Source organism: Pseudomonas sp. NPDC089741, from assembly GCF_044748825.1.
In the GTDB taxonomy this organism is placed as follows: domain Bacteria; phylum Pseudomonadota; class Gammaproteobacteria; order Pseudomonadales; family Pseudomonadaceae; genus Aquipseudomonas; species Aquipseudomonas helmanticensis.
Genome location: NZ_JBIVGT010000035.1, coordinates 7,060 through 20,967, shown reverse-complemented (window position 1 = coordinate 20,967; position 13,908 = coordinate 7,060). Strand labels below are relative to the sequence as shown.

Sequence of the window (13,908 nt, the reverse complement as noted above, 5' to 3'; positions counted from 1 at the left end):
CTCACTCCTACAGGGATCGCGGTTTTCCACAGGAGAACTGTTATGCATAACCCTTGCGCGGTGATTCCGGTTTATAACCACGAAACAGCGATCGGAACGGTGGTCGAGGCTCTGCTCGAGCAAGGTCTGCCGTGCATTCTGGTCGACGATGCGAGCACACCCTCCTGCGCCCGCGTACTCGATACGCTGGCCGAGCGCGACAACGTGCATCTGGTACGCCTCACCGCCAACCAAGGCAAGGGCGGCGCGGTGATGACCGGCCTGCGTGAGGCCTCAAGACTGGGCTTCAGCCATGCCTTGCAGGTCGATGCCGACGGTCAGCACGACTTGCACGATGTCGCGCGGTTTGTCGACGAATCCCGCACCCACCCCGAGGCGTTGATCTGCGGTTATCCGCTGTTCGACGAGAGCGTGCCGAAGGGCCGCCTGTATGCGCGCTATCTGACCCATGTCATGGTCTGGATCAACACGCTGTCACTGCAGATCCGTGATTCGATGTGCGGTTTTCGCGTGTACCCGCTGGTGCCGACACTGGCCCTGATCGACTCGGCAAAAATCGGCAAACGGATGGATTTCGACTCGGACATTCTCGTCCGCCTGGCGTGGCGCAATCAGCCGATGCGCTGGCTGCAGACCAGCGTGCATTACCCGCTGGACGGCATGTCGCACTTTCGCCTGTTCCACGACAACGCGCTGATTTCGAGCATGCACACACGCTTGTTCTTCGGCATGTTGCTGCGCCTTCCCGTGATCCTCTGGCGACGGTGGCGAGCATGACCGGCGAAACCGACAAGAAGCACTGGGCGGACCGCGAGGAACGCGGCAGCTTCCTGCTGATGAAATTCACGGCGCTCGCCGCCAAGCTCTTGGGGCGACGTCTGCTCAGCCCATTGTTGTACGGCATCGTTCTGTACTTTTTCCTGTTCGGCCGCACGGCACGGCGCAGTGCCTGGCAATACCAGCAGCGCCTCGCCGAATCGACCCGGCGCGAAGATTTGCGTCCGAGTCATCGGCGGGTGTTTGGCCAGTTCATGGCCTTCGCCGACTCCATGCTCGACAAACTCGACGTGTGGAACGGCAAGCTGCGCATCGAACAGATCGAGATCATCGACCCGGCGCTGCTGCGCAACCAGTTGCGCGGCAGTCGCGGGCAACTGCTGGTCGGCGCGCACCTGGGCAACCTCGAGGTGTGCCGCGCACTGGCGGAGATCGGTGAGAAGGTCACCATGAACGTGCTGGTGCACACCAAGCACGCCGAGCAATTCAACCGTTTGCTCGGTGAAGCCGGAGCGACCAACCTGCGCCTGATTCAGGTCAGCGAGCTCGACCCGGTGATCATGCTGCAACTGCATGAGCGGTTGGAGCGCGGCGAGTGGCTGGCGATTGCCGGTGACCGTGTGCCGCTACACGGCGGGCGCAGCGTGACCGTGGACTTTCTCGGCCATCCGGCGCCGTTCCCGCAAGGCCCGTGGCTGCTGGCCGGTTTGCTCAAATGCCCGGTCAATCTGCTGATGTGCCTGAAACAGCCGGACGGCCACTATCGCCTGACCCTCGAACCCTTCGCCGAGACCATCGTGTGGAAGCGCAGCGAGCGCGAGCAGGTCATTCATCAGTGGGCCACCCGCTATGCGCAGCGCCTGAGTCACTATTGCCTCGAAGCGCCGCAACAATGGTTCAACTTTTACCCTTTCTGGAAGACCGATGACGACGCCAACCCATGAGCCGGTAACCTTCGGCGAACGCCCATTGCGCATCGAAGACGTGCTGGCTCTGGCCAACCGTCAGGCGCCCGTGCAATTGCAGAGCGACGCCGATTACCGCGAGCGCATCGCCAAGGGCGCGCGGTTCCTTGATTCGCTGCTGGACAAGGAAGGCGTGATCTATGGCGTGACCACCGGTTACGGCGACTCCTGCGTGGTCGCGGTGCCGTTGCATCACGTCGAAGCGTTGCCGCGTCACCTCTACACCTTCCACGGTTGCGGGTTGGGCAAACTGCTCGACGCGCAAGCCACCCGCGCGGTGCTGGCAGCGCGTTTGCAGTCGTTGTGCCACGGAGTTTCCGGGGTGCGCGTAGAGCTTCTCGAACGCCTGCACGCCTTTCTCGAATACGACATCCTGCCGCTGATTCCCGAAGAAGGCTCGGTCGGTGCCAGCGGCGATCTGACGCCGCTGTCCTACGTCGCCGCGACACTCTCCGGCGAGCGTGAAGTGATGTTCCGTGGCGAGCGCCGTCAGGCTGCCGACGTGCATCGCGAACTTGGCTGGACGCCTTTGGTGCTGCGTCCGAAAGAAGCGTTGGCGCTGATGAACGGCACCGCCGTAATGACTGGCCTCGCCTGCCTCGCCTTTGCCCGCGCCGACTATCTGCTGCAACTGGCCACGCGCATCACCGCGCTCAACGTGGTCGCGCTGCAAGGTAATCCGGAACACTTCGACGAACGTCTGTTCGCCGCCAAACCGCATCCGGGGCAAATGCAGGTCGCCGCGTGGCTGCGCAAGGATCTGGCGATCGACGCGCCGACCGCGCCGCTGCACCGCTTGCAGGATCGCTACTCGCTGCGTTGCGCCCCGCACGTGCTCGGCGTCTTGGCTGACAGCCTGAACTGGCTGCGTTCGTTCATCGAAATCGAACTGAACAGCGCCAACGACAACCCGATCATCGACGCCGAAGCCGAGCGCGTGCTGCACGGCGGGCACTTCTACGGTGGCCATATCGCCTTCGCCATGGACAGTCTGAAAAACCTCGTGGCCAACGTCGCCGACCTGCTCGATCGGCAACTCGCGCTGCTGGTCGACGAGCGTTACAACCACGGTTTGCCGAGCAACTTGTCCGGCGCGCCAGCGGATCGCGCAATGCTCAACCACGGCTTCAAGGCTGTGCAGATCGGCACCAGCGCCTGGACCGCCGAAGCGCTGAAAAACACCATGCCGGCCAGCGTGTTCTCGCGCTCCACCGAGTGCCACAACCAGGACAAAGTGAGCATGGGCACCATCGCCGCCCGCGATGCGATCCGTGTGCTGGAGCTGACCGAACAGGTCGCCGCTGCCACCCTGCTCGCCGCCAACCAAGGCGTATGGCTGCGCGCGCAGGCCGAGGACGCGCGGCCGCTGCCGCCGTCGTTGGCGGCGATGCACGCAGAGCTGGCCAAGGACTTCCCGCCGGTGATCGAAGACCGCGCGCTGGAAGGCGAACTGCGCCTGTGCCTGCAACGCATCGCCGCGCAACACTGGAGGCTGCATGCGTAGCGCCGGAGTGCTTCACGCCGACACGGAAATCCTCGTACCGTTTTTCGACGTCGACACCATGCACGTGGTCTGGCACGGCCATTACGTCAAATACCTCGAAGTCGCGCGGTGTGCGCTACTCGACAAGATCGGCCACAACTACACGCACATGGTCGAATCCGGGTTCGCCTGGCCGATCATCGACCTGCAACTGCGCTACGTGCGCGGCGCGGTGTTCGGCCAGCGCTTGAATGTGCGCGCCAATCTGGTCGAGTGGGAAAATCGCCTGAAGATCAACTACCTGATAACCGACCTGCAAACCGGCGAGCGCCTGACCCGCGCCAGCTCGGTGCAGGTCGCCGTCGACGTGAGCAGCCGCGAGATGCAGCTGGCTTCGCCGAAAGTTTTCACCGATGCCGTGGAAAGGATGCTGCGATGAATGTTTTTGTTAAAACCTTGAGCGTATTGGCGCTGCTGACGGTGTCGGCGCTGGCCAATGCTTTCGACCTGCAACAATTGAGCGAGCAACTGGCAAAACCGGAGGTGATCCACGGCCGGTTCATCCAGGAAAAACACCTGCGTGCCCTGCCGCAGCCGCTGCTCAGCAAGGGCAATTTCGTTCTTGCGAAAAGCCGCGGCCTGCTCTGGCTGCTGAAAACGCCATTGCAGCAGGACTACCGCATCACCGCACAGGGCATCGCTCGTCGCGACGATAACGGCTGGCAACTGCTGCCGAACAAGAGCGCCGGGGCCGAGCAGAACCGCTTGTTCCTCGCCGTACTGCAAGGCGACAGCAGCGGCCTGCAACGCGACTTCGAACTGGCCCTGAGCGGCGACGCGCAGCAGTGGAAACTCACCCTGACCCCGCGCTCGCTGCTGCTCAAGCAAGTGTTCAAACAGATCAACATCGACGGCGGCGCGCTGGTGCAGACCATCGAACTGCTGGAAACCCAGGGCGACAGCACTGTGCTGCGCATGCAGGACAGCATCGCCAATCAACCGTTGAGCGACGCGGAGCAACATGACTTTGCCGAGTGAACGCAGGCTGCCCTGGCTGTTTCTGATCCTGCTGCTGGCAGTCGTTGCGCTGGCCGGTTGGCAGTGGCGTGACGGCGCGCCGCTGTCGGCGAACCTGATGGAACTGGTGCCCGGCACCAACCCTGATGCCCTCGAACTGCGCGCCGAACAGCGCATGCAGGAACCGCTCAACCGCGAAATGCTGGTGCTGGTCGGCCACGCCGATCGCCAGCAAGCGGTGGCCATGGCGCAGACGCTGGGCGAGCAATGGCAGGCCAGCGGGCTGTTCGAAAAAGTCCAGTGGAACCTGCAAGCGGACTTGCCGGCCTTGCGCACGCAATTGCTGCAAGGGCGGCTGGCGATGCTCTCGGCGGACGACCGGCAACTGCTCAGCGAACACCCCGACGTGTTCATTCAACAACGCGTGCAGGCGCTGTTCGACCCGTTCACTGGGTTCAGTCTGGTGCCGAGTCAGGACGACTGGCTGGGCCTGACCGGACGCATCCAGAACAGCCAGCCGAAACACGGCGCAGTGCAACTGGACATCGGCAGCGGGGCATTGGTCGCCGATGCCGACGGCAAGAGCTGGGTGATGCTGCGCGCGCGCACAACCGGCAACGCCTTCGACATGAACCTGCCGCTGCAAGTGGCCGACCTGCTCCAGCACAGTCGCGAGCAAGCGGCAAAATCCGACGTGCAACTGCTCGCCGCCAGTGGCCTGCTGTACGCGGCCAACGGTCAACAACAGGCAACGCGCGAAATGACCTGGGTCGGCGGCGGTGCCACGCTCGGCATTCTGCTGTTGCTGCTGTTGGCGTTTCGCCGCTGGCGGGTCTTGCTGGCCTTCGTGCCGGTGCTGGTCGGCATGTTGTTCGGCGCGGTGGCGTGCGTGGCACTGTTCGGCCACATGCACGTGATGACGCTGGTACTGGGCTCAAGCCTGATCGGCGTCGCCGTCGATTATCCGCTGCACTATCTGTCGAAAAGCTGGAGCCTGAAACCATGGCGCAGTTGGCCGGCGCTGCGCCTGACCGTGTCCGGGCTGACGCTGAGCCTGATCACCAGCGTCATCGGATATCTGGCACTGGCCTGGACGCCGTTTCCGGCGCTGACGCAAATTGCCGTGTTCTCCGCAGCCGGGTTGCTCGGTGCGTATCTGTCGGCGGTGTGTCTGCTGCCAGCGCTGCTGAAAAACCTCGAGCTGCGTCCCGCACAATGGCCGCTGCGACTCGCCGAACGCTTGGTCAATCTGCGCGAAAAACTGCTTGAGCGGGTGCGTACCCCGGTCCTGCTAGCGCTGCTGATCGCCTTCTGCACCGGCGGTCTGGTGCAGCTGCAAAGCAAGAACGATATCCGCCAATGGGTCGGCGCGCCGCAGCGTCTGACCGATGAAGCGCAGACCATCGCGCGCATCACCGGCTATCAGCCGACCAGCCAATTCTTCCTCGTGCGCGCCGCCGATCAGCAGCAACTGCTTGAACGCCAGGCGGCGCTCAGCGAGCGCCTGGAACAACTGGTCAACCTCGACAAACTGCAAGGCTATCTGGCCCTCGATCAACTGGTCAGCCCGCCGAGCCAACAGGAGCAGGTGCGCGCAGCGCTGAATAAACTGCCGCAATACTGGCAGCCGCTACTCGACCTTGGCGTTCCGCTCGCGGCGCTGCAAACCGAGTTGCAACAGTTGCAAACGGTGCCTGCCGAAGACATCGACACCGCGCTGGCCGGCCCGCTCGGCGAGCCTTATCGCATGCTCTGGCTAGGCCCGAGCGCCGAGGGCGTGGCGGCGATGACCAGCCTGCAAGGCTTGAACAACCCTGCGCTGTTGCGGATTCAGGCACTGGACTTACCGGGTGTGACATTGGTCGATCGTCTCGGTGAATTGAATGCGGTGTTCGCCGCCACGCAGATCAGCGCAGCCGAATTGAAGCTCGCCTCGTGCGTGTTGATCGTGCTGGTACTGATCCTGCCGTTCGGCTTCGGCGGTGCCTTGCGTATCGTTGCCCTGCCGCTGCTGGCAGCGCTGTGCAGTCTGGCCAGCCTCGGTTGGCTCGGCCAGCCGCTGACCCTGTTCAGCCTGTTCGGCCTGCTGCTGGTCACGGCGATCAGTGTCGATTACGCGATCCTCATGCGTGAACAGGTCGGCGGTGCGGCGGTGAGCCTGCTCGGCACATTGCTGGCGGCGCTGACGACATGGCTGTCGTTCGGTCTGCTGGCGGTTTCGAGCACGCCGGCGGTGAGCAATTTCGGCCTGTCGGTAAGCCTCGGTCTTGCCTTCAGCTTCCTGCTGGCACCGTGGGCCGGACGTCACGAACACCCTGCGCCGGTTGCGGAGCCGGCAGCATGATGGTCGTTGCCTTCTGGCTGCTGGCCCTGGCGTTGTTTGTCGCGGCCACCCGTGTCGGTCGTCATTTCGGCTTGATCCCGATTGTCAGTCAGTTGCTGTTGGCGAGTTTCGGCTTGCCGCTGCTGATGTACTTCTGGATCGAACCGGGCTGGCAGCTCAGCGGCGCGCAACTGATCGCACCGGACTGGTTGAAGAGTCTGTACAGCCTGAGTTTTGCCCTGCTGCTCGGGCATATCCTCAGTGATGTGATCGATCTGCAACTTGATCGCCAAAGCGTGAAAATCGCCGTGCCGAGTTTCGCCGTGCCATTCGTCTGTGGCCTGGCGACGGCTTACTGGCTGCTGCCCACACAACCATGGCTCAACTCACTGGCTATCGGCCTGGTGTTCGCGATTACCGCGATTCCGGTGCTGTACCTGTATCTGCGCCATATCGACTATCCACCGGCCGCCACCCGACGGCTGGTGCAAACCGCGATCCTCATCGACCTGACGTGCTGGACGCTGTTCGGCCTCGCTCAGGGTAGCCTGCACCTGAGCAGTCTGTTACTGCCGGTGGGGCTTGCGTGCGTGCCATTGCTGCTGCGTCTGCTCGGTGTAAGGCGACCGCTGACCTACAGCCTCGGTTTCTTCGCGCTGCTGGTCATGGCCGAGCATTACAAACTCAATGCGCTGATTTTCGGCATCGGCTATCTGCTGTGCATGGCTGCGCTGAAAGTGCCGCTGGTGCTGCCATTACCGGCGCGCTGGATAAGCCGCTTGCAGACGTGGATCGCCATCCCGTTGATCCTCACGTTCGGCATCGTGCAGATCGATGTGCACAGCGCCGTCGCCAGCCTTGGCGCCCTGCAATGGGCAGCACTGTTGCTGGTGCCGATTGCCAGCAAACTGCTGGGCAACTGGCTCGGCCTCGGCTGGGCTGGCGCCTCGTTCGAAGGCGCCAGCCGCTGGCGCGAAAGCGTGCTGCTGAACATTCGTGGCCTGAGCGAAATCGTCTTTCTCAATTTGCTGCTGCAACAACAGCTCATCACGCCTGCGCTGTACTTCGCGCTGATGCTGATGGGCCTGATCGCCACACTGTTGCCGGCCCTGATCGGCCTGCACAGCGCCCCTCTGAATTTGAATAACCCTTTGCCCCGGAGCTCGCGTGCCAATCGTTGAAATGGAATCCCGTCAGGTCGTGATCATCGGCGCCGGCCCGTCCGGCGCAATCGCTGCAGCTTTGCTCAAGCGCAAGGGCCACGATGTGCTGGTCATCGAACGCCAGCACTTTCCGCGTTTTTCCATCGGTGAAAGCCTGCTCAGCCATTGCCTGGATTTCGTCGAAGAAGCCGGCATGCTCGAGGCGGTCAACGCCGCCGGTTTCCAACGCAAGACCGGTGCTGCGTTTGCCTGGGGCGAGCGTTATAGCGCGTTCGATTTCAGCGATACGTTCTCCGCCGGCAAGCCCACTACTTTCCAGGTGCAACGCGCCGATTTCGACAAGCTGCTGGCTGATCAGGCGGCGTTGCAAGGCGCCGAGATTCGCTATGGCGATGCCATCGTCAGCGTGGATTTCGAGCGAGTAAAACCGCAGCTTGATGTACGTCGCGAGGACGGCAGCGAATACCGCGTCGAAGCGGATTTCGTCCTCGATGCCAGCGGCTACGGCCGGGTGCTGTCACGCTTGCTCGATCTCGAAGCGCCGTCGAATTTCCCGGTGCGTCAGGCGGTGTTTACCCACGTCGAGGATCACATCGACAGCCCCGCGTTCGACCGTGAAAAAATCCTCGTCACCACCCATCCGCAGCATCGCGACATCTGGTTCTGGACGATCCCGTTCAGCAACGGTCGTTGCTCAGTGGGTGTAGTCGCGGCCGCCGAACATTTCGCCGGTCGCGATGCCGACCTCGATGCTTGCCTGCGCAGCTTCATCGCTGAAACGCCAAGCCTTGCCGGCGTCCTCGACAACGCCGTATGGGACACCCCCGCGCGCACCCTCGGCGGCTACGCAGCCAACGTCAAAACCCTGCACGGCCCGGGTTTTGCCCTGCTCGGCAACGCAGCGGAATTTCTCGACCCGGTGTTCTCCTCCGGGGTGACCATCGCCATGCGGTCGGCGAGCATGGCGGCGGCGGTGCTGCATCGTCAGTTGCAAGGCGAAACGGTCGACTGGCAGCGCGAATTTGCCGAGCCGCTGAAACGTGGCGTCGACACCTTCCGCTGCTACGTCGAAGGCTGGTACGCCGGCACGTTCCAGGACGTGATTTTCTACGAGGACAGCCAGGCGGAGATTCGCCGGATGATCTGCTCGATCCTCGCCGGTTACGCCTGGGACGAACGCAACCCGTTCGTCAGCGAGGCGCGCCGCCGTTTGAAGATGATTTCCGAACTCTGTGCAAAGGACGCCACATGAACTACTTGAGCGACAGCTACGTCGAGGAAACCCGTTTCGGTTTCTGGTTCCTGCGCAGCCATACCTGGCAGCACCATGTGTTGCGCGTGGCGATCAACGATTTGCGCGGGCTGTTCAGCGAACCGTTGCCGGAACATCCGGTGTTGCTGGACGCCGGTTGCGGCCAGGGCAAGTCGTTCGGTCACTTGCGCCAGACCTTTGCACCACAGCGCTTGATCGGCATCGATGCCGACCCGCACAGCCTTGAACTGAGCGGCGAGGAAGCCAAACGTCTGAGCCTTGATGTCGAGCTGATCGGCAGTGACTGCGCCACCCTGAATGTGCCGGATGCGAGCGTCGACCTGCTGTTCTGCCACCAGACTTTTCATCATCTGGTCGAACAGGAAAAAGCCCTCGCCGAGTTCTATCGCGTGCTCAAGCCGGGCGGTTATCTGCTTTTCGCCGAGTCCACCGAGGCTTACATTGATACTTGGGTGATTCGCTGGTTGTTCCGCCATCCGATGCATGTGCAGAAAAGCGCGGGGCAGTACCTGCAGATGATTCGCGAGCAGGGTTTCGAGTTTGCCGAGCGCAATGTTTCGTACCCGTATTTGTGGTGGAGCCGCTCGACGGATTTTGGCTTGCTTGAAAGATTTGGCCTGCTCAAGCCGAAGCCGTTCGGGCAGCGTGAAGAAACGCTGGTCAACGTCGTCGCGCGCAAACCTTTGGCAGAGGTTTCCTGATGTACTCCATCACCTGTAGGAGTGAGCCTGCTCGCGATAGCGGTGGGTCAGCCAACCTTTATTTTGAATGCATGACCGCTATCGCGAGCAGGCTCACTCCTACATTATTCGCAGCGCTGCGACTGGTGATGATCGGCGTTGTATTGTTGTTAAGTGCCTGCGCCAGCCAGGCGCCGTTGCCGGCGGGCAACCCGACTCTGCCATTGCCGCTGCAACTGCACATCGAGCGCGAGCAGGCCGGGCAACGCCAGGACTGGCTGCTGGTGATCCAGCGTGAAGGCTCCGGCATTCGCTGGTCAATGATGGACCCGCTGGGCATTCCCCAGGCGCGTCAGCAACTGATCGACGGGCACTGGCAGGCCGATGGTCTGCTGCCGCCCAATCCGGAAGCTCGCGAGCTGTTCGCTGCGCTACTGTTTGCTCTGACCCCGGCCAACGAACTGCTGCAAAATTATCCCGACGCGCAACAACAGGTCGGGCAACGTTCGCTGCCGGCGCGCTGGGACATCCGTTATGCACAACCGCTGAGCTTTCAAATGAATCTGCCCCAAGGCCCGCACTATCGCGTGTCTGCGCTGGATGAATCGACACCATGACCGCCTACCTGAATGCCCTCGGGGTAATTTGCTCACTGGGCCGCGACAAGCAAACCATCGCGCGCAAGCTGTTTGCCGGCGACTGCTCGGGCATGCGCCACGAATCCGGCTGGATCGCGGAGCGTAATTTGCCGGTGGCTGCCGTGCACGGTGAACTGGCCGCGATTCCAGCAGCACTCGCCGAGCAGAGCAGCCGCAACAATCAGTTGTTGCTCGAAGCCGCATTGCAGATTCGCGATGACATCGATCAGGCGATCCGCAGCTACGGCCGTGAGCGCATCGGCGTGGTGCTCGGCACCAGCACCTCGGGCATCGACGAGGCCAGCCGTGGCCTGGCGCACTACATTCGTGAGCAGCAATTTCCGGCGCAATACGATTACCGTCAGCAGGAGCTTGGCGCTCCAGCGAATTTCCTTGCCGACTGGCTGCAACTCAGCGGCCCGGCCTATGTGATTTCCACCGCTTGCACGTCGAGTGCGCGGGCCTTGATGAGCGCCCAGCGCCTGCTCGACCTGGGCCTGTGCGACGCGGTGCTGTGCGGCGGGGTCGACAGTCTGTGCAAACTGACGCTCAACGGTTTCTCGTCACTTGAGGCGGTTTCCACTGAACGCTGCAATCCGTTTTCGGCCAATCGCAACGGCATCAATATTGGCGAAGCGGCGGTGTTGTTCGTGATGAGCAAACAGCCAGGCGACGGCCCGGCCATCGTCTTGCTCGGCGCCGGTGCCAGCTCCGACGCGCACCATATTTCCGCGCCCGAACCGAGCGGCCGTGGCGCCCTGCAAGCGATGCAGAAAGCCCTGAGCCGCGCCCAGTTGCAGGCCGCGCAAATCAATTATCTGAACCTGCACGGCACCGCCACGCAACACAACGATGCCATGGAAAGCCTCGCCGTCGCCGCGCTGTTCCCCGAAGGCGTCGCCTGCTCATCGACCAAACCGCTGACCGGCCATACCCTCGGCGCTGCCGGCGCGCTGGAAGCCGCGTTCTGCTGGCTGAGCCTCAGCGCCGACAACCCCGCCCACCTTTTGCCACCGCACGTCTGGGACGGTCAGGCCGACCCGGCTCTGCCGCCCCTGAAGTGGGTGACCGCAGACGAGCGCCTGACGTCCATTGCACCCCGCTACCTGATGAGCAACTCGTTTGCTTTCGGCGGCAACAACGTCAGCCTGATTATCGGAGATGCCCCATGACTGCCTGGCCGCTCGCCGAGCTGCTGCCCCATGCGGGCGACATGATCCTGATTGACAGCATCGAAAGCTTCGACGATGAACAGATCTACACCACGCTCACGGTCAAGCCTGACGGTTTGTTCAACCTGCCCGACGGCAGCCTGCCGGCGTGGGTCGGCATCGAGTTGATGGCGCAAAGCGTCGCGGCCTTCGCCGGTTGCCATGCGCGCCAGCAAGGCAAACCGGTGGAGTTGGGTTTCCTGCTCGGCACGCGCAAGTTCGAGTGCAACGTCGACGCGTTTCCTGAGGGGAGCGAATTGACCATTCATGGCATTCGCTCGCTGGAAGACGACAACGGCATGGGCGTTTTCGAATGCCATATCAACGCTCCCGGCATCGAAGCGACTGCCCGGTTGAATGTGTTCCGGCCGCCTGCAGCGGCTGATTATCTTGTGCAAAAAAAGGAGTCGAACGATGACTGAATCCGTACTGGTCACCGGCTCCAGCCGTGGCATCGGCCGCGCCATTGCCTTGCGCCTGGCACAAGCCGGGCACGACATCGTCGTGCATTGCCGCAGCGGCGTAGCGGAAGCCCAAGCGGTGCAGGCCGAAATCGAAGCGTTGGGGCGCAAGGCGCGCATTCTGCAATTCGATGTCGCCGACCGCGAAGCCTGCAGAAGCATTCTCGAAGCCGACGTTGAAAACCACGGTGCCTATTACGGCGTGGTGCTCAACGCCGGTCTGACCCGCGACGGCGCGTTTCCAGCGCTGAGCGATGACGATTGGGACGTGGTGCTGCGCACCAACCTCGACGGTTTCTACAACGTTCTGCACCCGGTGATGATGCCGATGATCCGCCGCCGCGCCGCCGGTCGCATTGTTTGCATCACTTCCGTCTCGGGGCTGATCGGCAACCGTGGCCAAGTCAACTACAGCGCCTCCAAGGCCGGTGTGATCGGCGCGGCAAAGGCGTTGGCGATCGAGCTGGGCAAGCGCAAAATCACCGTTAACTGCGTCGCGCCCGGCCTGATCGACACGGCCATGCTCGACGAAAACGTGCCGGTGGAAGAACTGATGAAAATGATCCCCGCGCAACGCATGGGCACGCCTGAAGAGGTGGCCAGTGCGGTGAATTTCCTGATGTCGGCGGAAGCCTCGTACATCACCCGCCAGGTCCTGGCGGTCAACGGAGGCTTGTGCTGATGAAGCGCGTTGTCGTCACCGGCATGGCCGGTATCACTTCGCTGGGCAGCGACTGGCAGACCATCGCCGGCAATTTCGCCGCCAACCGCAGCGGCATCCGCCGGATGGACGAGTGGGATCGCTTCAGCGAACTCAACACGCGCCTCGCCGGCCCCATCGATGACTTTGTCGTGCCCGCGCACTGGACGCGCAAACAACTGCGCAGCATGGGCCGGGTGTCGCGGCTAGCAGTCGGCGCGGCGGAAAAAGCCCTCGCCGATGCCGGTCTGTTGGGCGACCCGTCGATCAAGGACGGGCGTATGGGCGTGGCCTGTGGTTCATCTACCGGCAGCACCGACGAGATCAAGGCGTTCGGCAACATGCTGCTCAACTCGGTGGCTGAAGGCCTCAACGCCAACTCCTACGTGCGGATGATGCCGCACACCACGGCAGCCAATATCAGCATCTTCTTTGGCCTCACCGGGCGTTTGATCCCGACGTCCAGCGCCTGCACCAGCGGCAGCCAGGGCATCGGCTACGCCTATGAGGCCATCAAGTTCGGTCGCTTGCCGCTGATGCTTGCCGGCGGCGCCGAAGAACTCTGCCCGACCGAAGCGATGGTCTTCGATGCGCTCTACGCCACCAGTCTGAAAAACGATGCGCCGCAGACCAGCCCGCGTCCGTATGACAAGGGCCGCGACGGTCTGGTGATCGGTGAAGGCGGCGGCATGCTGGTGCTCGAAGAGCTGGAACATGCCCTCGCGCGCGGTGCGCACATCCACGCCGAGCTCGTCGGTTTCGGCAGCAACGCCGACGGCCAGCACACCACCCGCCCCGAGCAAACGACCATGCGCCGCGCGATGGAACTGGCGCTGGAAGACGCCGGGCTGACACCGGATGCCATCGGCTATGTCAACGGCCACGGCACCGCCACCGAACAGGGCGACATTGCCGAAACCCTGGCGACCAGCAGCCTGTTCGGCGAACGCATGCCGATCAGCTCGCAGAAGAGCTTCCTCGGCCACACGCTGGGCGCCTGCGGTGCACTGGAATCGTGGTTCAGCATTGAGATGATGAATCGCGACCAGTACGTGCACACGTTCAACCTCGACGAGGTCGATCCGCACTGCGGCAAGCTCGACTACCTGCGCGGTGAATTCCGCCAGATGCACCACGACTATGTGATGAACAACAATTTCGCGTTCGGTGGCGTCAACACCTCGTTGATTTTCCGTCGCTGGCCGCAACCGAATTAA

At 62.7% G+C, this 13,908-nt stretch carries 14 protein-coding genes; all 14 read left to right on the top strand.

The features are described from left to right. The first annotated feature begins 42 nt into the window (after positions 1-42). From ACIPZE_RS24370 to ACIPZE_RS24305, 14 genes are read left to right on the top strand one after another with little or no spacing between them, the layout of a single operon-like run. Positions 43-777, top strand: coding sequence for a glycosyltransferase family 2 protein (locus ACIPZE_RS24370; protein ID WP_400775803.1), 735 nt, complete (start codon positions 43-45; stop codon positions 775-777). Beyond that, complete coding sequence (locus ACIPZE_RS24365) at positions 774-1,721, top strand: glycosyl transferase (protein WP_283437966.1); 948 nt, start codon at positions 774-776, stop codon at positions 1,719-1,721. Before ACIPZE_RS24370 ends, ACIPZE_RS24365 begins: the two co-directional genes overlap by 4 nt. After that, positions 1,702-3,246, top strand: a complete 1,545-nt coding sequence (hutH, locus tag ACIPZE_RS24360) for a histidine ammonia-lyase (RefSeq protein WP_129388042.1) — start codon at positions 1,702-1,704, stop codon at positions 3,244-3,246. The genes ACIPZE_RS24365 and hutH overlap by 20 nt, the downstream gene beginning before the upstream one ends. Next, positions 3,239-3,664 carry a thioesterase family protein gene (locus tag ACIPZE_RS24355; RefSeq protein ID WP_201230110.1) on the top strand — a complete coding sequence of 142 codons (426 nt, stop codon included), beginning with the start codon at positions 3,239-3,241 and terminating at the stop codon, positions 3,662-3,664. The genes hutH and ACIPZE_RS24355 overlap by 8 nt, the downstream gene beginning before the upstream one ends. Further along, complete coding sequence (locus tag ACIPZE_RS24350) at positions 3,661-4,263, top strand: outer membrane lipoprotein carrier protein LolA (RefSeq protein WP_400775799.1); 603 nt, start codon at positions 3,661-3,663, stop codon at positions 4,261-4,263. Before ACIPZE_RS24355 ends, ACIPZE_RS24350 begins: the two co-directional genes overlap by 4 nt. After that, the gene (locus ACIPZE_RS24345) at positions 4,247-6,586 is read left to right on the top strand and encodes an MMPL family transporter (RefSeq protein ID WP_283437968.1); all 2,340 of its coding nucleotides are present in this window, start codon (positions 4,247-4,249) and stop codon (positions 6,584-6,586) included. The genes ACIPZE_RS24350 and ACIPZE_RS24345 overlap by 17 nt, the downstream gene beginning before the upstream one ends. Next, positions 6,583-7,746, top strand: coding sequence for a sodium:proton antiporter (locus ACIPZE_RS24340; RefSeq protein ID WP_400775796.1), 1,164 nt, complete (start codon positions 6,583-6,585; stop codon positions 7,744-7,746). Before ACIPZE_RS24345 ends, ACIPZE_RS24340 begins: the two co-directional genes overlap by 4 nt. After that, positions 7,733-8,980, top strand: coding sequence for an NAD(P)/FAD-dependent oxidoreductase (locus ACIPZE_RS24335; RefSeq protein ID WP_400775794.1), 1,248 nt, complete (start codon positions 7,733-7,735; stop codon positions 8,978-8,980). The genes ACIPZE_RS24340 and ACIPZE_RS24335 overlap by 14 nt, the downstream gene beginning before the upstream one ends. Then, positions 8,977-9,702, top strand: a complete 726-nt coding sequence (locus tag ACIPZE_RS24330) for a class I SAM-dependent methyltransferase (protein ID WP_400775792.1) — start codon at positions 8,977-8,979, stop codon at positions 9,700-9,702. Before ACIPZE_RS24335 ends, ACIPZE_RS24330 begins: the two co-directional genes overlap by 4 nt. Next, positions 9,702-10,298 (top strand): hypothetical protein, encoded by a 597-nt coding sequence (locus ACIPZE_RS24325; RefSeq protein ID WP_400775791.1) that lies wholly within the window; start codon positions 9,702-9,704, stop codon positions 10,296-10,298. The genes ACIPZE_RS24330 and ACIPZE_RS24325 overlap by 1 nt, the downstream gene beginning before the upstream one ends. Beyond that, a complete protein-coding gene (locus tag ACIPZE_RS24320) occupies positions 10,295-11,491 on the top strand; it encodes a beta-ketoacyl-[acyl-carrier-protein] synthase family protein (RefSeq protein WP_400775788.1) in 1,197 nt (398 codons plus the stop codon). Before ACIPZE_RS24325 ends, ACIPZE_RS24320 begins: the two co-directional genes overlap by 4 nt. Then, positions 11,488-11,952: a hotdog family protein gene (locus ACIPZE_RS24315; protein WP_400775786.1), complete on the top strand. Its 465-nt coding sequence runs from the start codon at positions 11,488-11,490 to the stop codon at positions 11,950-11,952. The genes ACIPZE_RS24320 and ACIPZE_RS24315 overlap by 4 nt, the downstream gene beginning before the upstream one ends. Further along, entirely contained in the window at positions 11,945-12,673 is a 729-nt protein-coding gene (fabG, locus tag ACIPZE_RS24310) for a 3-oxoacyl-ACP reductase FabG (RefSeq protein ID WP_129388015.1), read from the top strand. Before ACIPZE_RS24315 ends, fabG begins: the two co-directional genes overlap by 8 nt. Further along, positions 12,673-13,908: a beta-ketoacyl-ACP synthase gene (locus ACIPZE_RS24305; RefSeq protein ID WP_129388012.1), complete on the top strand. Its 1,236-nt coding sequence runs from the start codon at positions 12,673-12,675 to the stop codon at positions 13,906-13,908. The genes fabG and ACIPZE_RS24305 overlap by 1 nt, the downstream gene beginning before the upstream one ends.

Excerpts from the sequence above, each read along its gene's own strand:
- ACIPZE_RS24370 (WP_400775803.1), top strand. The coding sequence starts at position 43 with ATGCATAACCCTTGCGCGGTGATTCCGGTTTATAACCACGAAACAGCG.
- ACIPZE_RS24365 (WP_283437966.1), top strand. The coding sequence starts at position 774 with ATGACCGGCGAAACCGACAAGAAGCACTGGGCGGACCGCGAGGAACGC.
- hutH (WP_129388042.1), top strand. The coding sequence starts at position 1,702 with ATGACGACGCCAACCCATGAGCCGGTAACCTTCGGCGAACGCCCATTG.
- ACIPZE_RS24355 (WP_201230110.1), top strand. The coding sequence starts at position 3,239 with ATGCGTAGCGCCGGAGTGCTTCACGCCGACACGGAAATCCTCGTACCG.
- ACIPZE_RS24350 (WP_400775799.1), top strand. The coding sequence starts at position 3,661 with ATGAATGTTTTTGTTAAAACCTTGAGCGTATTGGCGCTGCTGACGGTG.
- ACIPZE_RS24345 (WP_283437968.1), top strand. The coding sequence starts at position 4,247 with ATGACTTTGCCGAGTGAACGCAGGCTGCCCTGGCTGTTTCTGATCCTG.
- ACIPZE_RS24340 (WP_400775796.1), top strand. The coding sequence starts at position 6,583 with ATGATGGTCGTTGCCTTCTGGCTGCTGGCCCTGGCGTTGTTTGTCGCG.
- ACIPZE_RS24330 (WP_400775792.1), top strand. The coding sequence starts at position 8,977 with ATGAACTACTTGAGCGACAGCTACGTCGAGGAAACCCGTTTCGGTTTC.
- ACIPZE_RS24325 (WP_400775791.1), top strand. The coding sequence starts at position 9,702 with ATGTACTCCATCACCTGTAGGAGTGAGCCTGCTCGCGATAGCGGTGGG.
- ACIPZE_RS24320 (WP_400775788.1), top strand. The coding sequence starts at position 10,295 with ATGACCGCCTACCTGAATGCCCTCGGGGTAATTTGCTCACTGGGCCGC.
- ACIPZE_RS24315 (WP_400775786.1), top strand. The coding sequence starts at position 11,488 with ATGACTGCCTGGCCGCTCGCCGAGCTGCTGCCCCATGCGGGCGACATG.
- fabG (WP_129388015.1), top strand. The coding sequence starts at position 11,945 with ATGACTGAATCCGTACTGGTCACCGGCTCCAGCCGTGGCATCGGCCGC.
- ACIPZE_RS24305 (WP_129388012.1), top strand. The coding sequence starts at position 12,673 with ATGAAGCGCGTTGTCGTCACCGGCATGGCCGGTATCACTTCGCTGGGC.